We start from the raw sequence: 20,845 nt of genomic DNA on the forward strand, positions 1-20,845 counted from the left end.
CCTGTTGCGCATCGCAGTTCTGACATTCGACGGCTTCAATGAGCTGGATTCATTCGTTGCGGCGGCGATCCTGAACCGGATGCGGGCAAGCGGATGGAAAGCGAGCATCACCGCGCCCACCGAGCAGGTGACCTCGATGAACGGCGTCACCATTTTTCGCGAAGAGCCGCTCGAGTTCGCGGCAGAGGCCGACGCGGTCATCATCGGCAGCGGCATCCGGACGCGCGAAATCGCGGGGGATCCGGAACTTCTGAGCCGTATCCGGCTCGACCCCGAGCGCCAGCTCATAGGCGCGCAATGCTCGGGGACGCTGTTGCTCGCAAAGCTGGGCCTGATCGGCACGATGCCCGCCTGCACGGATCTGACCACCAAACCCTGGGTGATCGAGGCGGGCGTCAACGTCATCGACGCGCCCTTCCATGCGCAGGACAATATCGCGACCGCGGGCGGCTGCCTCGCGTCGCAGTATCTGGCAACGTGGATATTGCTGCGCGCCGGATCGCGTGCCGACGCCGAGGCGGCAATGCACTATGTCGCGCCGGTGGGGGAGAAGGAAGAATATGTGACGCGCGCGCTGGGCGTGGTTACACCCTTTGTGGCGCAATCATCGATTGCCGCCTGAGAGACCACAACCGCCTCGCTGCTGATCTGCGCCTCGCGCATTGAGCGGCTGGGCCTTGAGCCTCCTCAGCCCTGATGCTCAGCCTTTACTGCGGCTTCAGCGGCCTGGAACCCGATCTTCGAATGGTGCCCGTCGCAAAAGGGCTTGGTCTCGGACGCACCGCACCGGCAAAGGAAGATCCTGCGTTTGCTCGCGAGTTCGTATCGATTCCCGTCCGCATCGGTCAGCTCGAGTTCGTCGAGCGCGCCTTCGACCTGATAGGGGCCATCCTTCAGCGCAACCGCCTTGATTGCCATGACGATCTCCATGCGAGATTGAGGCTGCGCCCATCATAGCACGGCTTGGGGATCGAGGGCGATTACGCGCCTTGCGGCGTGCGCTCGAACTTCTCGATCACCCAGTCTTCTTCCTGCGCGCCCGCGATCCAGTCCTGCATGAAGGGATGGTTGATCACCGCCTGCATATAGGGTTCGGCGAAGCGCGCGATGGGAAGCTGATAGGTGATGAAGCGCGTGATCACGGGCGCGAACATCATGTCGGCGGCGCCGAAGTCGCCGAACAGGAATTGGCCATCGCCCCCGAAGCGCGCGCGAGCCTCCGCCCAGAGCTGCATGATGCGGGTGATGTCGTGCGTCACCTCGGGCGAGGGCGGTTGCGGCTGATAGATCTGGCGGATGTTCATGCTGTGCTCGCGGCGCAGCGCTGCGAAGCTCGAATGCATCTCGGCCGACATCGATCGCGCCATGGCGCGGGCCGCTTCATCCTCGGGCCAGAAGAGCTTGCGATCGGTCTTTTCGGCCAGATATTCGATGATGGCGAGGCTGTCCCACACCACGACATCGCCGTCCCACAGGATCGGGACCTTGCCCGACGATGGCGCGAACTCGTCGCCTTCGCGACGCTTGTCCCAGTCCTGATCGTAGAGCGGAACGACGTTTTCCTCGAAGGGGAGCCCGGATTGCCGGACTGCGAGCCAGCCGCGCAGCGACCAGCTCGAATATGCCTTGTTGCCGATGAAGAGCTTGAGCATCGTTTCCCTTACAGTGTTATTCCCGCGAAAGCGGGAATCCAAGCAATGCCTGATTCTGCGTCGCGCTTCATGAATATCCTCTGGATTCCCGCTTTCGCGGGAATGACATCAAAGGGCAAGTCCCGCGATCTTGACGTAAAGCTTAGGTCAGCGACTCAATCACGGCCGCGCGCAATTCGGCCATGCCTTGCCCGGTTTCGCTCGAGGTGGCGATGATCTCGGGATGCGCCGCGGGGCGCGTGCGCGCCTCGGTGGCGGTGCGTTCCATAACCTCGGCAAGCTCGGTCGGCTTGATCTTGTCGGCCTTGGTGAGGACGAGGCGATAGCTGACCGCGGCCTCGTCGAGCATCTTCATCACGTCGCGGTCGACATCCTTGATGCCGTGACGCGCGTCGATGAGGACAAGCGTGCGCTTGAGCACCGAGCGGCCCCGCAGGAAGTCGTTGATCAGGAAGCGCCATTGCTTGACGACATCCTTGGGCGCCTTGGCGAAGCCATAGCCCGGCATGTCGACGAGCCGCAGGATCAGCGGATCGCCGACGTCGAAGAAGTTGAGCTCCTGCGTCCGCCCCGGCGTGTTCGACGTCCGCGCGAGGCCGTTGCGGTTGGTTAGGCCGTTGAGCAGCGACGACTTGCCGACGTTGGAGCGTCCCGCAAATGCGATTTCGGGCACGCTCATATCGGGCAGGAACTTGAGTGCGGGCGCGGACTTGAGGAACGCGATGGGCCCCGCGAAAATCTTCCGCGCGGCCTCGATCGCTTCCTCGGTCCTTTCGGTCTCGCTCACTTGGCCTCCGCCTGGCTGAGCGCCGGGTGGCGGCTGTAGAGCCACTTCTGCTGCGCGATCGAAAGGATGTTGTTGGTGAGCCAGTAGAGCTGCAGGCCCGCTGCGAAGGGCGCCATGATGAACATGAAGACCCAGGGCATGATGCCGAACACCTGTTGCTGCACCGGATCGGCGGGCGCGGGGTTGAGCTTGAACTGCAGCCACATCGAGATGCCGAGCAGGATCGGAAGGACGCCCAGCGCGATCATCGACGGCGGCGTGAAATTGAGCAGGCCGAACAGGTTGACCGGCGTCAGCGGATCGGGCGCCGACAGATCTTTGATCCACAGCGCGAAGGGCTGGTGACGCATTTCGATCGTGAGCAAGAGCACCTTGTAGAGCGCATAGAAGATCGGGATCTGGAGCAGGATCGGAAGGCAGCCCGCCAGCGGATTGATCTTTTCCTGCTGATAGAGCTTGAGCATCTCCTGCTGGAGGCGCGGCTTGTCGTCCTTGTGGCGTTCCTGCAGCGCCTTCATCTTGGGCTGCACCGCGCGCATCCCCGCCATCGACTTGAACTGCTTCTGCGCGATCGGGAACATCAGCAGGCGGATGATGAGCGTCAGGCCGATGATCGCGACGCCGAAATTGCCGAAGACGCGGAACAGCCAGTCGAGCAGATAGAAGATCGGCTTTTCGAACCAGTAGAACCAGCCCCAGTCGATCCCGCGGTCGAACTGCTTGATGCCGAGGTCGTCCTCATAGGCGTCGAGCACGCCGACTTCCTTCGCCCCTGCAAAGAAGCGCGAGGTGGTGCTGAGCGCCTTGCCCGGCTGCACGATCTGCGCCTCGGTCGTGAAGTCGGCCTGATAGGCCTTGTCCGAACCGACGCGGAAGGTGCCGTTCATGCTCGTGCCCTGGTCGGGGACGAGCGCGGTCAGCCAATATTTGTCGGTAAAGCCGAGCCAGCCGCCCTTGGATGAGTTCTGGACGCCGGCATTGCCGGCTTCATCGACGTCCTCGAAATTGATGTCGTAATTGGCGCTGCCGTTGAACACGCCCATCGGTCCGATATGGATCGTCCAGCTATCGGGATCCTTGAAGACGCCGTGACGGCTGACAAAGCCGAAGGGCTGCGCCGCGACCGCGCCCGTGCCGGTGTTGGTCACGGTCTGCTTGACCGTGAACATGTAATCCTTGTCGACCGCCAGGTTGATGTCGAAGCGCTGGCCCTGGCCGTTGTCCCAGCTCAGCGTGACGGGTGTTGCGGGGGTGAGGGCCGGGGCGCTCGCGGTCCAGATGGTGTCGGCGGTGGGGGCTGCAAGGCCCTGTCCGGTCCAGCCGAAGCCCGCCAGATAGCTTTCCTTGGAGCCCGCCGGCGAAAGCAGGCGGATCGGCGGCGAATCCTTCTTGATCGTCTCGCGGTAGCGCGTGAGCGTCAGGTCATCGATCCGCGCGCCCTTGAGGTTGATCGAGCCGCTGAGCGCGGGCGTATCGATTTTCACGCGTGGGGTTTCACCAAGCACCAGTGCGCGGTCACGCAGCGCCGCGGGCGTGTTGGATACCGGGCTGCCGGCGGCGCTCGGGACGGGCACCTGCTTGCCGTCGACAATCTGGGTCGCTGGCGGATTGGCCGTGGGGAAAAAGCGCTCGGAAAGGAAACTCCACCCGAACAGCACAAGCGCAGACAGCACGATCGCCAGGATCATGTTGCGATTATTTTCCAACGTCATTCCCCCAAATCATGGAACGGTCCAAATCATGGAACAGGGTCGTAACCCGAGCCACCCCAGGGGTGGCAGCGGGCGATGCGCCTGACAGAGAGCCAGCAGCCTTTGAGTGCGCCATAGCGGCTGAGTGCGGTGATTGCATAGGCCGAACAACTCGGCTGATAGCGGCAACTTGGTGGCAGGATTGCCGATGGGCCGATCTGCCACAGGCGTGCAATGCCGATGAGCAGCTTCGCGATCATGCGCCCTTGCCCTTCCGACACGCGCAAATGCCGTCACCCTGAACTTGTTTCAGGGTCCAAATGGATGCTGAAACAAGTTCAGCATGACGAAAAAGGGCCATCATCGCGCGGCCTTTGAGAGTGCCCTGGAGAGTTCGCGGCGCAATTCGCCGAAGTCGCGCTCAACCCCGCCCGCGCGTCCGATCAAGACATGATCGGCGCCCGCGATGCCGTGCTCGGGCAACAGCTCGCGGATGAGTGCGCGAAAACGGCGCTTCATCCGGTTGCGGACGACAGCGCCGCCGATCTTCTTGGTGACCGTGATTCCGTAGCGGACGAGCGATTCATCATCGTCGCGCGCGCGGACGAGCAGGACGAATCCTGGTGTCGCCACGCGTTTGCCACCGTTCGCCGCCAGATAGTCGGCGCGGCGGCTAAGGCCGATCAGGCCGACAGAACCTTGCGGCCGCGGGCCCGACGGGCGCGGATCACATTGCGGCCGCCCGGGGTCGCCATGCGGGCGCGGAAGCCGTGACGGCGGGCGCGCACAAGGTTGCTCGGCTGGAAGGTGCGCTTCATCGCTCATTTCCTCAAACGTCAAAATAGAAAATGGCCGCCTCAGGCGGGCGGCCGCTGTTGGGGGGCGGATATTGAAAACGGCTGTGGAAGTCAATCGGATTCGGCCACGTCTTGCCGCGCGATTTCGGCGCGTCGCTTTGCGCTTTGCCGCCGGAGGCCCCAGTCGGCCCAATCGCCATAGCGCGGATGCCGCTTCTTGAATTCGGCATAGCGCTTCTTGACCCAGCGCGAATTCTTGAGCGCCAGGCTCGCGCCGATTGCGAAGACGACGATTCCCCCGGGTCCCGGAAGCACGCCGACGACCGGTGCGAGCGCGATCAGCACGAAGCCCGTGACGACGAGCCCGAAGCGCACGCGCTCATCATGTCCCAGCGTGGAAATTCGTTCCCTCAGCCTCATGGCGACGATGTGGGAACGCGATCTTCGGCGCGCAAGCCGCGGCGGCGTAGCGCAGAATGAACACATCTCGACTCCCGGGCCATCTGTCGTCACAGTGCGCCGGAACAAAACGGGGGCGGAACATGGTATCCATTGTTTCGACAGTGGCTTATCTGGGGCTGGAGGCACGCGGGGTCGAGACGCAGGTGCAGGTCGCGGCGGGCGTGCCGGGCTTTGTCGTCGTCGGATTGCCTGACAAGGCGGTCGCCGAGAGCCGTGAACGCGTCCGCGCCGCGATCGCCGCTATCGGGCTTTCGCTGCCGCCCAAGCGGATCACGGTCAATCTTTCACCCGCCGATCTTCCCAAGGAAGGATCGCATTACGACCTGCCCATCGCGCTTGGGCTGCTGGGAGCGATGGGCGTGATCGATGCCGAGACGCTCGCATCCTATGTCGTGGTGGGCGAGCTGGGGCTGGACGGGCGCGTCGCGTCGTCGCCCGGCGTGCTGCTCGCTGCGCTGCACGCGTCGGCGGCTGGGAAGGGGCTTGTCTGCCCCGCGGCGCAGGGCCCCGAGGCGGCGTGGGCGGGCAGCGTCGAGGTGATCGCGGCGCCCGACCTCTTGAGCCTGCTCAACCATTTCAAGGGCAGCGCACTGCTGCGCCCGCCGGTGCCCGGCGAAGTCGCGCTCAACGGCCACGGCCCCGATCTTCGCCAGGTGAAGGGGCAGGAGACGGCCAAGCGCGCGCTCGAGATCGCGGCCGCCGGCGGTCATAACATGCTGATGGTCGGGCCCCCGGGGGCGGGCAAGTCGCTGCTCGCCTCGTGCCTCGCGGGCATATTGCCCGAGCTTGGTCCCGCCGAGGCGCTTGAGGTGTCGATGGTCGCCTCGGTCGCGGGCGAACTGACCGATGGTCGGCTGATCCGCGCGCGGCCTTTCAGAAGCCCGCATCATTCGGCGTCGATGGCGGCGCTCGTCGGCGGCGGGCTCAAGGTTCGGCCGGGCGAGGTGAGTCTCGCGCATCTGGGCGTGCTCTTTCTCGACGAACTGCCCGAATTTCAACGTGCCGTGCTCGATTCGCTGCGCCAGCCGCTCGAAACCGGCACCGTCAGCGTTGCGCGCGCCAATGCGCACGTCACTTTCCCCGCGCGAGTCCAGATGATCGCCGCGATGAACCCTTGCCGTTGCGGGCATCTCGGCGACCCCGCGCTCGCCTGTTCGCGTGCGCCGCGCTGCGCCGTCGACTATCAGGCCAAGGTCTCGGGGCCGCTGCTGGATAGAATAGATCTTCATGTCGAGGTGCAGGCGGTCACCGCCGCCGATCTTGTTCTCCCCGCGCCCGCCGAAGGCTCGGCCGAAGTCGCGGCGCGCGTGGCCTCCGCGCGTGCGATTCAGACAGCGCGCTATGAAAGCCAGGGTATCCGCACCAATGCCGAGGTCGATGGCGAGGCGCTCGAGGCCGTGGCCACGCCCGACGAATCCGGCCGCAAGCTGCTTGCGCAGGCGGCCGAGGCAATGCGGCTTTCGGCGCGCGGCTACACCCGGATCCTGCGCGTCGCGCGCACGATCGCAGATCTGGCGGAAAGCGAGAGCGTCGGCCGCATCCATGTCGCCGAGGCGCTCAGCTATCGGCGGCAGGCGCCGCGCAACTGAATTTTCTTGCCAGAAACGGCGATTGGCATAGTCTCCGTCGCCGTGCCGCCAAGAAGCGGCCAAATATAGGGGGAAATGTCATGGAATGGATGATCCTGCCTTTCAAGCGCTATGCCGATTTCGCGGGCCGCTCGCGGCGCAAGGAATATTGGATGTTCTTTCTGTTGAACCTGATCATCTATGTCGTCCTGATGGGCGCGACCGGCGGTTTCGCGATGATGACCGACCCGATGGCCGCGGCCAGCGGGGCAGGTGGTCTTTCGATGGCGGTGCTGCTTTACGCGCTGATCGTCTTCATCCCCGCGCTTGCGGTGCAGGTGCGGCGCTTCCACGATCAGGACAAGTCGGGCTGGTTTGTGCTGCTGAACTTCATCCCGTTCGTCGGCGCGCTGATCGTGATCGTGTTCATGTGCCTTGAGGGCACGCGCGGGGCCAATCGCTTCGGCCCCGATCCCAAGGCCGAGGAAGCCGCCGCCTGAGCGGAGCGTAAAGCAAGCTGTTGCGGGCGGCCCCGGTCTCGGCTAGGGCCGCCCTTCGCTGCCCCTGTGGCGAAATTGGTAGACGCACTCGACTCAAAATCGAGCGCCGCAAGGCATGCTGGTTCGAGTCCGGCCAGGGGCACCATTTCCGGTTATTTCAGATTTCCCGATTCGGCTTTTCGTCCAGATCGATCGCGGACCCGGCTTCAGCCGCTGCCAGTCATGGCCATGTTGTTCGCTGGCGCTCTTGCCGCATCGCGCTGCGAAGGCAGTTCAAGCATGCGGGCATATTCCTGCACGATCTCCGACAGGATCGAGAGCGCAAGCGTCGCCGGATCGCGGGTGGCCGGGATGAGGCCGATCGGACCGCGCACGGCGTTGCACACATGCTCCGGAACGCCCACGGCGCGCAGCAGATCCAACCGGGCGGCGTGCGTCCGCGGACTTCCGACTGCGCCAAAATAGAAGGCGGGCAGGTTGAGCGCTTGTGGCAGCAAGCCTTCCTCCCAATCCCGATCATGGAAGAGAAAGACGATCGCCGTCCACGGATCGGTGCGAACCTTCGGCAAGGCGGTGCGCGTGCGCAGTTCGACCGCCTCAATCCCCTGATCCGCCAGTTCGCCCAATGCGCGCGCGTCTGGCGTAAGCGCTGTGACGTCAGCGTCGAATCCATGCGCGAGGCGCGCAAGCGCCGCCAGATCGTCGCCCTGGCCGATCGCGACGAGGCGAAGCGCAGGTGCGTAGCCGATATCGAAGTGGTCGCTATTCCAGCCGGCGCGCGATCCGCCCGCCACCGGTTCTACGGACTGCACACCGAGATGCGAAAGACGCAAAGCCGCCGCGCTGCGCGCGTCGATTCGGGACACCGCGTCGGCGATGGCCTGATGATCGGGCCGGGGGTTGAAGAGAAGATCGATGCCGCCTCCGCATGGGAGGCGGATGTCGAGATAGGGCGAATTCACGCCGAACCGCACGAGCTTCGCGCTGCCGCTGGCGAGCGCCCCCAGCGCTTCGGCGACGACCGCCGCCTCGATGCAACCGCCGGAAAAGGAACCCAGATAGCGGCCGTCTTCCGCCACCGCCATTTGTGCGCCGAGCGCACGCGACGATGATCCTTCGATGCCGGTGAGTGTCACAAGAACGGCGTCGAGCCCGTCATCCGCACATGAGAGGATATAACGCAGTATATCGGCCGGAGCACTTGCAATCATTACCACCCCGAGCTGATTGTGTCCCGATCGCTTGCGGGCACGCAAGGCGGACTGGACAGGATAGATGTCATCATGATCGACGCCGGCAACATCGCTGCCATACTGCTCGCCGCGGGGCAATCGCGACGGTTCGGCGCAGACGACAAGCTGCTCGCCGAACTCGATGGAGAGCCCCTCGGACTCCATGTGGCGCGGCGTATGGTCGAACTGGCGGCGGGCCGCCTGATTGCGGTGTGTAGCAGCGCCGAAGGTCCGCTGGCGCACGAGCTGGGTGCCGCCGGCTTCGAGATCGTATCGAATCCATATCCCGAGCGCGGACTTTCGCATTCGCTTGCGAAGGGCATCAAGCTTGCGGCCGAGGGCGGGGCGGAGGCGGCGCTTGTCTGCCTCGCGGACATGCCGTTTGTCAGCATCGGTCATCTGCGCGCGCTATTGGCGCAGTTCGATCCGGAAAACACGCCGGTGGTGGCGTCCGACCGGGACGGAACCGCGATGCCGCCGGCGCTGTTCGCGCGATCCGTGTTTGACCGGCTCCAGCAGGGACAGGGCGATCAGGGCGGCAGGGCATTGCTTGCCGCCGCCACGCGTGCGGCGGCTGGCGAGGGTGAACTGGCGGACATCGACCTGCCGGAGGATCTGCTGCGGCAGCGCTAGGCGCGCAGCATCGCTGATTTCGCGCGATCATGCCACGTCGGGAAGCTTGTCGAGCAGCTTGTCGAGCGTGATCGGATAGTTGCGCACGCGCACGCCGGTTGCGTTGTAGATCGCGTTGGCAACCGCGGCGCCGACCCCGCATATGCCGAGCTCGCCGACGCCCTTGGCTTTCATCGGCGATGACATCGGATCGGTCTCGTCGAGGAAGATCACCTCCTGGTGCGGGATGTCCGCATGGACGGGCACCTCATAACCGGCAAGATCATGATTGACGAAGAAGCCGAAGCGCTTGTCGACCGCGAGTTCTTCCATCAGCGCTGCGCCCGCACCCATGGTCATCGCCCCGATCACCTGGCTGCGCGCCGCCTTGGGATTGAGGATGCGGCCCGCCGCGCATATGGCGAGCATGCGCCGGATGCGGATCTCGCCCGTAAAGGCATCGACCGCTGCCTCGACGAAATGCGAGGCGAAGGTCGATTGCTGGTACTTCTTGTCGAGGTCGCCATATTCGATGAAGTCTTCGGCGACGACCTCGCCGCCGCGGGCGGCCTCGCGAAGCGCCACGCTGCGGTTGCCCGCGCGGACCTGGCCGTCCGTAAACACCGCCTCGGCGGTATTGAATCCGAGCTTCTGCGCCACCGCCTCGCGCAGCTTCATGCAGGCGGCATAGACTCCGGCAGTCGAATTGTTCGCGCCCCATTGGCCGCCCGAGCCGCACGACACCGGGAAGTCCGAGTCGCCGAGCCGCACCATCACCTTGTCGAGCGGCAGGCCCATGGTCTCCGCCGCTGTCTGGGCGATGATGGTGTAGGTGCCGGTGCCGATGTCGGTCATGTCGGTCTCGACGGTGACCACGCCTTTGTCATCGAGCCGCACACGCGCGGCCGACTTGGTCAGCAGGTTGTTGCGAAATGCGGCGGCGACGCCCATGCCGACCAGCCAGCGTCCTTCGCGCCGGCTGCCTGGCTTGGCGCGCTTGTCCCAGCCAAAGCGTTCAGCGCCGGTCTTCAGGCATTCGACCAGCCGGCGCTGCGAGAAACGGCGCCCCGGCTGCTCGGGATCGACTTGCGTATCGTTGAGGATGCGGAACTCGACCGGGTCCATGCCCAGCTTTTCCGCCATCTCGTCCATCGCGACCTCGAGCGCCATCAGTCCGGGCGCCTCGCCCGGCGCGCGCATCGCATTGCCCTCGGGCAGGTCGAGCACCGCGAGCCGCGTCGCTGTCATGCGGTTGGGGGCCGCATAGAGCATCCGCGTCTGGTTGACCGCTGTCTCCGGCCCTCCGCCGGGCAGATCGCCCGACCAGCCCTCATGGCCAATCGCCGTGATCTTGCCGTCGCGCGTCGCGCCGATCCGGATGCGCTGGATCGTCGCCGGGCGGTGGGTGGTGTTGTTGGCCATCAGCGGCCGCGCAAGGGCGACCTTGACCGGGCGCTTCGCCGCCTTCGCGCCCAACGCAGCCAGGATCGCATCGGCGCGCACGAACAGCTTTCCGCCGAACCCGCCGCCGAGATAGGGTGAGTCCAGCCGCACATTCTCCTTGGGAATGCCGAGCGTCCTGGCGACATCGCCCTTGCCCCAGTTGATCATCTGGTTGGACGTCCACAAGGTCAGCTTGTCGCCTTGCCAGGCGGCGATGGACGCATGCGGTTCCATCATCGCATGCGACTGGTCGGGCGTGGTGTAGGTCGCGTCGAGCCTGACCGGCGCGGCGGTAAAGGCGGCTGCGAAGTCGCCGACCGCGGTGTCGGGCTTGCCGCTGAACTCGTTTTCGGGGGGCGGGGAGGCCGTGTCCTTGGCGGCCGCGAGATCGAAGCGGCCCTTGCCGCGGGCATAGTCAACCTTGACCAGCGCGGCGGCGGCGCGCGCCTGCTCGAAGGTCTCTGCCACCACTACGGCGATCGCCTGGTGGTAGTGCTCGATCTCAGGGCCGCCGAGCAGCTTTGCGGTGTTGAACCTGCCCTTGTTGAGCGTGCCCGCATTTTCGGCAGTGACGATGGCGAGAACGCCGGGCGAAGCCTTGGCGTCGGCCAGGTCGATGGCGATGATCCGTCCCTTGGCGATCGCCGCGCCGATGACGTAGCCATAGGCTTGGTTGGGCACGACCTCGTGCCGTTCATAGGCATAGGGGGCCTTGCCCGTGGTCTTGAGCGGGCCGTCGATCCGGTCGGTCGGCTTGCCGATTATCTTGAGCTGGTCGATCGGGTTGGTCGTGGCCGGGGTGTCGAATTTCATGGCTCAGGCCCTCGCTTGTGCCAGCGCCGCGCTGAGCGTGCGCTCGACCAGCAGCAGCTTGAATGCGTTTTCATGCGTCGGTTTGGCGCCCGCAAGCAGCGCTGTCGTCACCGCCCTGGCGCCGCGCGGCATTTCGGCCTCGGCGGCCTCTACGCGCCACGGTTTGTAGGCGACGCCGCCCAGCGCCACGCGGCCGCTGCCGTCACGCTGAATGATCGCGCCGACCGAGATCAGTGCGAACGCGTAGGACGCGCGGTCGCGTACCTTGTGATAGATGTGCGTTCCGCCGACGGGCTTGGGAAGCGTGACCGCGGTGATCAGCTCGCCGGGTTCGAGGGCGGTCTCCAGATGCGGCGTGCTGCCGGGCGCGCGATAGAAATCGACGATCGCAACAGTGCGCGTTTTCCCGTCGGGGCGCACCGTCTCGATGGTTGCGTCGAGCGCGCGCATGGCGACCGCCATGTCGCTTGGGTGCGTCGCGATGCATGCTTCGCTTGCGCCAATGACCGCGAGCGTGCGGTTGAATCCGCCGATCGCGGCGCAGCCGCTGCCCGGCGTGCGCTTGTTGCAGGGCTGGTTGGTGTCGTAGAAATAGGGGCACCGTGTGCGCTGGAGCAGATTGCCTGCGGTCGTCGCGCGGTTGCGCAACTGGCCCGAGGCTCCGGCGAGCAGCGCGCGAGAGAGCAGGGCGTAGTCGCGCCGTACCCGCGCGTCCGCAGCGAGATCGGTATTGCGCACCAACGCGCCGATGCGCAGTCCGCCGTCGCTCATGGGCTCGATCTTGTCGAGAGCGAGGCGATTGACGTCGATCAGGTGCGCGGGTGTCTCGATCTCGAGCTTCATCAGGTCGAGCAGGTTGGTGCCGCCCGCGATGAACCTGGAGCCTGGCGTGCGCATAGCGGCAGCGGCCGCCTCGGCGGGCGCATCCGCGCGCTCATAGGTGAAGGATTTCATGCCTTCCTCCCCGCGACTTCGGTGATCGCGTCGACAATGTTGGAATAGGCGCCGCAACGGCAGATATTGCCGCTCATGCGCTCGCGGATCTCATCGACGCTGACGTGCGGGCGGGCGGTCAGGTCTGCACTGACATGGCTTGGCACGCCCGCCTTGATTTCGTTGAGCACGGCCACTGCCGAGCAGATCTGGCCGGGCGTGCAATAGCCGCATTGATAGCCGTCATGCGTAACGAAAGCGGCTTGCATCGGATGCATTTTCTCGGGCGTGCCCAGCCCCTCGATCGTGGTGATGCTGTCGCCCTCGTGCATCACCGCAAGGCTCAGGCACGAATTGATCCGCCGTCCCTCGACGATCACCGTGCACGCCCCGCACTGGCCGTGGTCGCATCCCTTTTTCGTGCCCGTCAGGCGCAAATGCTCGCGCAGCGCGTCAAGCAATGTGGTCCGCGTATCAAGCTCGAGTGCGCGGGCCTGTCCGTTAACCTTGAAGGAAACCTTGACCATGGCGGGCTTCTCCGCAGGTTTTGGGTTTTGGGCGCGGACCGGAGCGGCGGCCGTCGCCGCCACCGAAGCCGCGCTGCCGACGAGGACCCCGCGCCGGGACATCTCTATATCGCCTGGGGCTGGCATGGCGTGCTTCGATCCTTTCTCATTTTTCGCTCGTTCGGCGGCGCTGCGGTGAACGCACAGGCTATCGCTATGGATGCGGAGCCGCTGCTGCATTGCGCCTTGGCTCAACAGGCGGCTTCGCGAATTCACAATAACTTATGTGCCGGGGGACGATTAGTCACTATATCTGCAATTCATGAAAGCCTCAGCGCGTCCGCCCGGCGCCTCGGCGATTGTGGTCCCGCTGAGCAATAAGCATCCCTCGTCCTGCGATTAGGCGCTAAGCACGGCATGGAATTATATCTGGAGTTCATCAATGCGACGCGAAGAGCTTGTCGACCTCAACGCGTTCCAGACGGTGGCCGCGGGCTATCACCTCTATTACCCGAGCCGCCGCCAGAACTCGCCCGCCTTCGCGTTGCCGGTCGAAGCATTGCGTTGCCGGGAATGAGAGCACGCCCGGCTCCGATGCGCTGGCGCGCGATGAAGGCCGATGACGTATCCGCGGTCGCCGACGTCGCGACCGTGATTCATCTCGACTATCCCGAGAATCCCGCGGTGTTCGCGGCATGTTTCGCGCTCTATCCTGCGGGCTGCCATATATTGGAGGGCGATGACGGCAGGGTGGCGGGCTATCTGGTTTCGCACCCCGGGCGACTTGATACGCCCCCCGTTCTCGATGTGCCATTAAAGGAGCTGCCCGAGCCGCAGGACTGCTATTTCCTCCACGACCTCGCGCTCGGCGCTGAAACGCGCGGGCGAGGCTTTGCGGGGCAAGCCGTCGACATGGTGATCGAGGAGGCGCGTCGCGGCGGTTTTGACAGGATCGCGCTGATCGCAGTGGGCGACGCGCACGGCTTCTGGGCACGGCAGGGCTTCGTTCCGCTAGGCGACGGGTTGCTCGATCCCGCCAAGGGTTATGGCGTGGAGGCGCGCGCACTCATCCGCAGGCTATGAGCATCGTGCGTTAAATTGGCATCACTAATCCGCTCATCCTGAGGAGCCGTTGAGCCCTTCGACGCCGCCTGCGGCGTCGCTCAGGATAAACTTCGCCTTTGGCGAAGTCGAAACGGCATCTCGAAGGACGCACCGAGCCGGTCCTTCGAGACGGGGCTTCGACAAGCTCAGCCCCTCCTCAGGATGAGCGGGTCTGATTAAGCGGCGCACGATGCCCTAGGCGGCGTGGACGAATTTGATCCAAAGCCGGATGGCAGCGAGATGGACCATGCCGAGGAAACTTGAGGGCGTTTGATCGTAGCGGGTGGCGACGGCACGATTGATTTTCAGCTTGCCGAACATTCGCTCAATGCCGTTTCGCTGCCTGTAGAGCTGCCGATCGTGCTCGATCCTTTCTCGGCGATTGGAGCGCGCCGGGATGACAGCCTGTATGCTGCGGCTCGCGAGATCGGCGCGAATGGCGTTGGTGTCGTAGCCTTTGTCGGCCAGCAGAGCCGCCGGAGCGCGGTCCGGCAGGCGGATCAGCGTGTCATAGGCCGTGCAGTCGGCGGCTTCACCACCAGTCAGGTGGAAGGCGACGGGGCGTCCTCGGGCATCAGCCAGACAGTGAAGCTTACTGGTGAACCCGCCCCGCGAGCGGCCAAGAGCGCGTCGACAAGTCCCCCTTTTCCGCCCGCTGCCGAGACCTGGGCGCGAAGGGTGGTGCTGTCGATGCTGTAGTGTCCGGTGTCGGCCATGATCTCGGCAAGCGTCACCGACACGGCCTCCCAGACCCCGGCCTCGCTCCAACGACGGAACCGCCGGTAGATCGTGTTCCAATTGCCGTATTTTGGCGGGACATCGCGCCAAGCAGTCCCACAGCGCAGCCGCCAGAGTATGCCGTTGACTATCGAGAGATTCTGCTCAGGCCTGCGGCCGCGCCCTCGGTTCTCTGGCTCGATCGGCAGCAGACCCTTCAGAACGCGCCATTCTGCTTCGCTCAGATCGCCCCGGCTCAAACCTGCCTCCAAAAGGCAGCCTTGAATCAACCCACACCGTCCACGTCAACCAATTCGTCCACGCCGCCTAGATAATCGCCCCGCGATATCGCGCCCAGTTCAAAAAGAGTTCGGGCCAGATCGCGGCGGGCTTGCCTTTCGCGCGGCTGAGCCCGAAGCCGTGGCCGCCCTCCGTGAAAATGTGGGATTCGACGGGGATCGAGCGTGCCTTGAGCGCATCGCGCAACAGCAAACTGTTCCGCACCACCACAGAATTGTCGTCCTCTGCATGGACGAGGAAGCAGGGCGGCGTGTCCGCCGCGATGTTCAGATGCGGTGAGTGCGCACGCTCGAGCGTCAGGGTCGCATCCGTGCCGATCAGGTTGGCGCGAGACCTTTCGTGCGCGGTCGGCAGCGCCATCGAGATGACCGGATAGATCGGCGCCGCAACGACCGGGCGCGCTGACAGCCGGTCCACGGCGTCGACGGGGGCGTAGGTCGGGGCGGCGAACCGCGCGGCCAGATCGGCGCACAGATGGCCGCCTGCAGAAAAGCCGATCGCCGAGACGCGGTCCGGGTCGATCCCGTAATACGGCGCGCGGTGACGGATCAGCCGCATCGCACGCTGCGCGTCGGACAGCGGCGTATCGGGCCCTGCTGCCCAGCCTTCATGCGGCAGGCGATAGAAGAGCACGAAGGCGGTGATACCGCGATCGGCGAGCCAAGCGCCAAGCTCATATCCCTCCTTGTCGACGACCACCCAGCTATAGCCGCCGCCGGGCGTAATCAGCACAGCGGCTCCGTTTGGCTTGGCCGGGCGGAACACGACCATGCGCGGACGCGTGATGCCGAAAACCGCGCGGTCGTTGATTAGCGGATCGGTGCTGCGTTCGTTGACGGTTTCCACAGGCGGCGTCGCGGGCATTCCCGGCGCACCCTTTGGCCAGAGGTCGATCGTCTCGGTCGGTTGAGGCCGGGCAGGGGGCAGCGCACTGGTCGACGGCGGTGGCGTCTGCGCTGCTGCACGAACGGCAAGGCCCGCCGCGGCCATGCCGCCCAGAAGCGCGCTCCGCCGGTCGATCGTCATACCAGCGCCCGATAGGTGAAGTTGGCGAAGCGCGCCTCACCGCTGCCCGCGGCGTAGAGCGCAGGCCGCAGACTGAGGAAATCATAGGCGACATTGTGGTGATAACCCGAAACCTCCATCTGAACGTCGAACTTCTGCCAGCTCGCGCCCTTGTCGGTGCTGGTGTGGATGGTCAGGATATTGTGGTCGTTGGTCAGGCGCAGCCGTAGCGCGCGGACCGGGCCGGTTGCGTTGTCGCGCTGCCCCGGTACCGCGCCGCGCGGGCGCTGCAGTCCATAGCGGTGCATCACCAGCCCCTTGTCGCCAAGCCCGAGCCCGGCATAGAGGCGGCGGTTGTAGAACAGCAACATTCCCGCCTCGGCGCCGGGATCGACCTCGATATCCGCCTCGAAGCGGTAGGCCTGATCGCCCGCAAGGCAACTGATCGGCGAGCAGTCGCTAGGCGAACGCCCCTTGGCCTTCACATGCAGCACGCCACCCGCCCGCCGAACGCGCGCCATCTCGCCCGGAGCAGGGTCGTAGAAGCTCCATTGAATGCCGAACTTGTCGGTCGAGAAATCGTCGCTGAGCGCCAGGCCGTGGGGCTGGGGTCCAAGGTCGACGGGTTTGGCGAGGGGACGGGACAGATCGCCGCCGAGCGGCTTCACCCAGCCCTCAGCGGTCCATTCGATCGGCTCGAGCAGCGTCTGGCGCCCCAGCGTCCAATAGCCGTTTTCATAGCCGTGATAGATCATCCACCATTTGCCGCTCGGCCCTTCGAAGATCGTGGCATGGCCGCGCGACCACCATTTCTCGGCGGCCGACTTCGTCTTGATGACGGGATTGCCCGGATCATTCTCCCACGGCCCGTCGAGCGAGCGCGATCGCGCCATGATGACCATGTGCCCCGTGGGCGGGCCCGCGGTGCCGCCGACCGCGAGGATCATGTAATACCAGTCGCCGCGCTTGAGGATCTTGGGCCCCTCGGGCGCGAAGGTCTCCACCACCCAGTCCTCGGGATAGCGCCAGGGGTCATAGACATGCTCGACCCTCCCCACCGTCGAAAGCCCGTCGGGCGCGAGCTTCACGCGGTCACCGCCCGACAGGAACAGCCAGCGCGAGCCATCCGCAGCCACGGCATGGCCGGGGTCGATATGATCGGGCAGGTCGAGGTCGATCGGCTCGGACCACGGGCCCTCGATCCGCTCGGCATGGATGACATAGGTCGATTTCCGGTCGGGAAAGCGCGCGGGGATATAGCAATAGAAGCGCCCGCCATGCTTCACCAACTCGGGCGCCCAGACCGAACCTATCGGCGTTTTCAGCGCGGCGGTGACGGGCCGCCAGTTCACCAGATCGCGCGAATGCCAGATGACGATGCCGGGATAGGCGTCGAAGCTGGAAAAGGTCAGGTAATAATCCTTGCCGTCTTTCAGGATCGTCGGATCGGGGCGATCGCCCGCAAAGACGGGATTGAGGAAGGTGCCATTGCCGAGATCGGCCCTGCGCTGTCCCTCGAAACCCTGGGCCCAGCGCATTCCCGCATGCGGGTCCAGCGAACTCGACGCCGCCGAACCCTGTGCACGCACGCCGGGGATAAGCGGCAGCAGCCCGGTAGCCGCCAGCGCCCTGAGGCTGTCTCTACGATCGAACACGTCACTCTCCGAAAAAAATGGCCAGCCTCCACAGGGGGGCTGGCCAGTCATCGTTTCATGCGGGGAAGCGCATGATGATCACATCTTGAAACGCGCACCGAACAGGATGGTGCGGCCGAAATGGTTGTATTCGTAGTTCCGGTTGGCGTCTTCGTCGGTCCAGCGGTCGCGATACTCGTCGGTCAGGTTGACGCCTTCGAGCGAGAGCTCGATCTGCTCGGTGATCTTGTAGCGGACCGAGGCGTCGACGTTGATCGTCGAATTGTAACCCTCGAAGATATTGCCGGTGCCGCTGTTCTGATCGTTGAAGCCGCTGCGATAGCTGACCGAGGCACGCGCGCTGAACTTGTCGTCCTCATAATAGAGCGTGCCGTTAAAGGCGCGCTTGGAAACCTGAAAGAGCGTCGAGTTGCGGGTCTCGCCGATCAGCGGGCCGCCCGGCACGACCGCGGGGCCGGCGACGTCATAGTCCGCCTTGGACTTGACGAAGGTCGCGTTGACGATGCCGCCGAAATGCGACCAGAAGCCCGGCAGGAAGGTGAAGGGCGCCTGCAACGCGATTTCCACGCCCTTGAGGCTCGCACCCTCGCCGTTGGTGATCGAGTTGATCGTCCAGATCTGGCCCTCGGGATTCTGTCCGGCGGGCGAGCTGGGCGGGATGATCGAGGTCGGTAGCCCTGTCGAGGCGAAGGTGCCGCTGCGCGTCTGCGCAATCGGGAAGCTCGCGATATCCTTTTTGAACAGCGCGACCGAGAAGATTGATTGCGGTGCGAAATACCACTCGAACGCCAGGTCATAGGCGGTGGCGCGGAACGGATCGAGGAATGGGTTGCCGAAGTTTACGCGATAGTTGAAGCCATCGACGGTGCCGCCAGGTGTCAGGTTGCCCAGCGTCGGGCGCGTCACGACATCGGCAATCGCCGCACGGATCACGATGTCCTCGTGCGGAAACAGCGCCAGGTTGGCCGAGGGCAGCCAGTCATCATAGCTGCGTTCGACGGTAACCGACGTGCCGCTGCTCAGCCCCGTCGAGGACTGATCGGTCTTCACATAGCGCATGCCCGCATTGGCCGCATATTCGAGCCCGAAAATGTCGCCCTTGGCATTGAACTCGAGATAGCCGCCGGTAACCTTCTCGATGACGCTGCGCGTATTGCCCGCGTCGACCTGAGGCGTCCGCTCATAAAGCTTCGTAAAGGCCGTGCCCGTTTCCAGATTGGGGATCAGCCACTGGGTCGTGGTGCCCGCCGGCGCTCCGGCCCTGCGCAGCGTGAACAGCTCGGAAAGCTCGGGCGTTGCCTGGAAACCGTAGATGGCGGTCGGCCCGACGTTCGTGTTGGGCGTACAGGTGATCGTGCCCAGCACCAGATCGCGCCCGCCGGCATTGGGGCACACCACGGTGTCGCGCAGGAAGCCTGCGGTGTCGAAGCTGAACCGGCGATAGACGCCGCCCGCCTTGACCTGGAAGCCGTCGGTCACGTCCCATTCGGTCCGAAGCTGAAGCGTCCGGAACTTGTTGACCGTATCCGAAGGCCGGTCACGGATTTCCGCGAGCTGGAAGTTGGCCGGCTCGGTGATGCTGGTGCCGAAGCTCAGGACCGGATTGCGCGAATTGGTGTAGTCGTAGCGATAGCCCTGCGCATCGCGGTCATCGAAGACCAGCGTCGTCTCGACGGGGATGCTTGCATCCGACTTGGAGAATCCGCCGAGCAGCGTGAAGCGGAAACTGTCCGACAGCTCCTGATCCCAGGTGGCGCCGGCCTGATAGAATTCGGTCTTCGATTTGCGCAGATAATGCTCGGTGCGCACCCAGGCATCGTTGAAGGTACCGCTGATGAGATTGTTGTCGGCGTCGATCGTATAATCGGTCACGTCGATCGAGCGCTCGTTGCTGCGGAACAGCACTTCGCCCCATTTCTCTTCGCGCGTTTCCTTGAAGCTCGAATAGAGGCCGTCGATCGAGAGCTTGGTGCGCTCGCTCGGCTCCCACTGGATGCTCGCGGTCATGCCGAGCCGGTCACGATCGTGGCGAATCTCGCCATAGCGCGGAATGCGCGGGTGGAAGGCAAGCGAGACCGCGTCGCATGCGGCATTGCGTCCGGGCGTATAGACACCGCCGCTGTTGGGACGTGGCGTGGTGCTGGTGGCGCTGGCAAACCAGCACGGCGTTCCGTTCACCGAGTCAAACCGCGCCTGCGCCCAGCGGACCGTGTTGTTGCCCATCTCGAGCGTCTCGCCCTGCTGATAGGCGGCGGACACCGAGACGCCGAAAGTGCCGTCGGGCGATTTCCAGCCGATCAGGCCCGCAAGCCGCGGCCCCAGATCCTCGCTCAGCGTGTTGTATTGGGCCTGCGCCGAGGCGACGAGCGTCAGGCCGTCCTTGCCCCCGAGCGGATTGCCTGTGTTGAGATCGACCACCGCGCCCAGCGAGCCTTCGTCGAGTGAGGCCTCTGCGGTCTTGTGGACGACGATCGAGTTGAACAGCTCGGATGCGAACACGTTGAAATCGAATGCGCGGTCGCGATTGGCGCTCGCGCCATCGGTCGAGGTGGCGACCGTCTCGAGCCCGTTGACGCGCACGCGCGTGAACTGCGCGCCAAGGCCGCGCACACTGATCGCACGGCCTTCGCCGCCATCACGCTGGATCGAGATGCCGGGGATGCGCTGCAGCGATTCAGCGAGGTTCTGGTCGGGGAACTTCGCGATGTCCTCGGCCACGATCGCGTCGACCGCGCTCACCGAATCGCGTTTTACATTGAGCGCGGCGTCGAGCGAGGCGCGGAAACCGGTGACGATGATCTCCTCGGCTTCGGCCGAGGCCTGCGCGTCCGCTGCGTCCCCTGCGCCCGGCTGGGCCTCCTGCGCAAATGCGCTGCCCGTCGCCAATACCGCGAATGACGCACTGCACAGCAGCCGCAGCGCGGCTTTCGATCCATTATGGCGATTGATCACCCGCATTCCTCTTCTCCCCTTCTGCCGCCGGCTATCGCAGCGGTCCAGTGTTTCCTCACCGGTTATGACACCGGTATCCATCCGAGTCGCAGCAACGCATTCACACGCGTTTCCGC

22 protein-coding genes, 1 tRNA gene and 1 pseudogene are annotated in these 20,845 nt (G+C 64.7%); 7 read left to right on the forward strand and 17 right to left on the reverse strand.

What is annotated here, in order from left to right; translation table 11 throughout:
• Positions 1 to 4: 4 nt before the first annotated feature.
• Positions 5 to 622: a DJ-1/PfpI family protein gene (locus tag D3876_RS12240; RefSeq protein WP_119763799.1), complete on the forward strand. Its 618-nt coding sequence runs from the start codon at positions 5 to 7 to the stop codon at positions 620 to 622.
• Positions 623 to 687: 65 nt separating this feature from the next.
• Here the strand turns inward: D3876_RS12240 and D3876_RS12245 are convergent, their stop codons facing one another.
• From D3876_RS12245 to D3876_RS12280, 8 genes are all read right to left on the reverse strand, one after another.
• Entirely contained in the window at positions 688 to 918 is a 231-nt protein-coding gene (locus tag D3876_RS12245; RefSeq protein ID WP_182911999.1) for a CDGSH iron-sulfur domain-containing protein, read from the reverse strand.
• 62 nt (positions 919 to 980) lie between these two features.
• On the reverse strand, positions 981 to 1,652 hold the full coding sequence (locus tag D3876_RS12250) for a glutathione S-transferase family protein (RefSeq protein WP_119762551.1): 672 nt from the start codon (positions 1,650 to 1,652) through the stop codon (positions 981 to 983).
• Positions 1,653 to 1,794: 142 nt separating this feature from the next.
• Positions 1,795 to 2,439: a ribosome biogenesis GTP-binding protein YihA/YsxC gene (yihA, locus tag D3876_RS12255; RefSeq protein ID WP_119762553.1), complete on the reverse strand. Its 645-nt coding sequence runs from the start codon at positions 2,437 to 2,439 to the stop codon at positions 1,795 to 1,797.
• The gene (gene yidC / locus D3876_RS12260) at positions 2,436 to 4,145 is read right to left on the reverse strand and encodes a membrane protein insertase YidC (protein ID WP_119763801.1); all 1,710 of its coding nucleotides are present in this window, start codon (positions 4,143 to 4,145) and stop codon (positions 2,436 to 2,438) included. Before yidC ends, yihA begins: the two co-directional genes overlap by 4 nt.
• A 32-nt stretch (positions 4,146 to 4,177) precedes the next feature.
• Positions 4,178 to 4,390: a membrane protein insertion efficiency factor YidD gene (gene yidD, locus D3876_RS12265; RefSeq protein ID WP_119762555.1), complete on the reverse strand. Its 213-nt coding sequence runs from the start codon at positions 4,388 to 4,390 to the stop codon at positions 4,178 to 4,180.
• Positions 4,391 to 4,490: 100 nt separating this feature from the next.
• The gene (gene rnpA, locus D3876_RS12270) at positions 4,491 to 4,817 is read right to left on the reverse strand and encodes a ribonuclease P protein component (RefSeq protein WP_338014332.1); all 327 of its coding nucleotides are present in this window, start codon (positions 4,815 to 4,817) and stop codon (positions 4,491 to 4,493) included.
• On the reverse strand, positions 4,814 to 4,948 hold the full coding sequence (rpmH, locus tag D3876_RS12275) for a 50S ribosomal protein L34 (protein ID WP_119763803.1): 135 nt from the start codon (positions 4,946 to 4,948) through the stop codon (positions 4,814 to 4,816). Before rpmH ends, rnpA begins: the two co-directional genes overlap by 4 nt.
• Before the next feature lie 90 nt (positions 4,949 to 5,038).
• Positions 5,039 to 5,347, reverse strand: a complete 309-nt coding sequence (locus tag D3876_RS12280) for a hypothetical protein (RefSeq protein ID WP_182912000.1) — start codon at positions 5,345 to 5,347, stop codon at positions 5,039 to 5,041.
• A gap of 122 nt (positions 5,348 to 5,469) precedes the next feature.
• On the opposite strand from D3876_RS12280, the gene D3876_RS12285 reads away from it, so the two are divergent.
• From D3876_RS12285 to D3876_RS12295, 3 genes are all read left to right on the forward strand, one after another.
• Positions 5,470 to 6,978, forward strand: a complete 1,509-nt coding sequence (locus tag D3876_RS12285) for a YifB family Mg chelatase-like AAA ATPase (RefSeq protein ID WP_119762557.1) — start codon at positions 5,470 to 5,472, stop codon at positions 6,976 to 6,978.
• Between the two features lie 80 nt (positions 6,979 to 7,058).
• Complete coding sequence (locus D3876_RS12290; protein ID WP_119762559.1) at positions 7,059 to 7,457, forward strand: DUF805 domain-containing protein; 399 nt, start codon at positions 7,059 to 7,061, stop codon at positions 7,455 to 7,457.
• Positions 7,458 to 7,517: 60 nt separating this feature from the next.
• Positions 7,518 to 7,602: transfer RNA gene (locus tag D3876_RS12295), tRNA-Leu, on the forward strand.
• A 61-nt stretch (positions 7,603 to 7,663) separates the two neighbouring features.
• On the opposite strand, the gene D3876_RS12300 is transcribed toward D3876_RS12295, so the two are convergent.
• Positions 7,664 to 8,668, reverse strand: coding sequence for an XdhC family protein (locus D3876_RS12300; RefSeq protein WP_119762561.1), 1,005 nt, complete (start codon positions 8,666 to 8,668; stop codon positions 7,664 to 7,666).
• 72 nt (positions 8,669 to 8,740) lie between these two features.
• On the opposite strand from D3876_RS12300, the gene D3876_RS12305 reads away from it, so the two are divergent.
• Positions 8,741 to 9,322: a nucleotidyltransferase family protein gene (locus D3876_RS12305; RefSeq protein WP_147417657.1), complete on the forward strand. Its 582-nt coding sequence runs from the start codon at positions 8,741 to 8,743 to the stop codon at positions 9,320 to 9,322.
• Positions 9,323 to 9,349: 27 nt separating this feature from the next.
• On the opposite strand, the gene paoC is transcribed toward D3876_RS12305, so the two are convergent.
• From paoC to paoA, 3 genes are read right to left on the reverse strand one after another with little or no spacing between them, the layout of a single operon-like run.
• Entirely contained in the window at positions 9,350 to 11,557 is a 2,208-nt protein-coding gene (paoC, locus tag D3876_RS12310) for an aldehyde oxidoreductase molybdenum-binding subunit PaoC (protein ID WP_119762565.1), read from the reverse strand.
• 3 nt (positions 11,558 to 11,560) lie between these two features.
• Positions 11,561 to 12,511, reverse strand: a complete 951-nt coding sequence (locus tag D3876_RS12315) for an FAD binding domain-containing protein (RefSeq protein WP_119762567.1) — start codon at positions 12,509 to 12,511, stop codon at positions 11,561 to 11,563.
• Entirely contained in the window at positions 12,508 to 13,143 is a 636-nt protein-coding gene (gene paoA, locus D3876_RS12320; RefSeq protein ID WP_119763809.1) for an aldehyde dehydrogenase iron-sulfur subunit PaoA, read from the reverse strand. Before paoA ends, D3876_RS12315 begins: the two co-directional genes overlap by 4 nt.
• Positions 13,144 to 13,438: 295 nt before the next feature.
• Between paoA and D3876_RS21305 the strand changes: the two genes are divergently transcribed.
• Together D3876_RS21305 and D3876_RS12330 are read left to right on the forward strand one after the other, a co-directional pair.
• Positions 13,439 to 13,573, forward strand: a complete 135-nt coding sequence (locus tag D3876_RS21305; protein WP_274378983.1) for a hypothetical protein — start codon at positions 13,439 to 13,441, stop codon at positions 13,571 to 13,573.
• Complete coding sequence (locus D3876_RS12330; RefSeq protein WP_238475345.1) at positions 13,570 to 14,079, forward strand: GNAT family N-acetyltransferase; 510 nt, start codon at positions 13,570 to 13,572, stop codon at positions 14,077 to 14,079. Before D3876_RS21305 ends, D3876_RS12330 begins: the two co-directional genes overlap by 4 nt.
• Positions 14,080 to 14,295: 216 nt before the next feature.
• Here the strand turns inward: D3876_RS12330 and D3876_RS12335 are convergent, their stop codons facing one another.
• The 5 genes and pseudogenes from D3876_RS12335 to D3876_RS12350 form a co-directional block, all read right to left on the reverse strand.
• Positions 14,296 to 14,928, reverse strand: coding sequence for an IS5 family transposase (locus tag D3876_RS12335; RefSeq protein ID WP_338014316.1), 633 nt, complete (start codon positions 14,926 to 14,928; stop codon positions 14,296 to 14,298).
• Positions 14,898 to 15,107 (reverse strand): annotated as a pseudogene (locus D3876_RS20870) (transposase); the annotation flags it as partial. The gene D3876_RS12335 and the pseudogene D3876_RS20870, both read right to left, overlap by 31 nt.
• Positions 15,108 to 15,144: 37 nt before the next feature.
• A complete protein-coding gene (locus D3876_RS12340) occupies positions 15,145 to 16,143 on the reverse strand; it encodes an alpha/beta hydrolase (protein ID WP_119762571.1) in 999 nt (332 codons plus the stop codon).
• On the reverse strand, positions 16,140 to 17,660 hold the full coding sequence (locus tag D3876_RS12345) for a family 43 glycosylhydrolase (RefSeq protein ID WP_238475407.1): 1,521 nt from the start codon (positions 17,658 to 17,660) through the stop codon (positions 16,140 to 16,142). The genes D3876_RS12340 and D3876_RS12345 overlap by 4 nt, the downstream gene beginning before the upstream one ends.
• A 195-nt stretch (positions 17,661 to 17,855) precedes the next feature.
• Positions 17,856 to 20,735, reverse strand: a complete 2,880-nt coding sequence (locus D3876_RS12350) for a TonB-dependent receptor (protein WP_119762575.1) — start codon at positions 20,733 to 20,735, stop codon at positions 17,856 to 17,858.
• Positions 20,736 to 20,845: the final 110 nt, after the last annotated feature.

Source organism: Sphingomonas cavernae, assembly GCF_003590775.1.
Classification (GTDB): Bacteria; Pseudomonadota; Alphaproteobacteria; order Sphingomonadales; family Sphingomonadaceae; genus Sphingobium_A; species Sphingobium_A cavernae.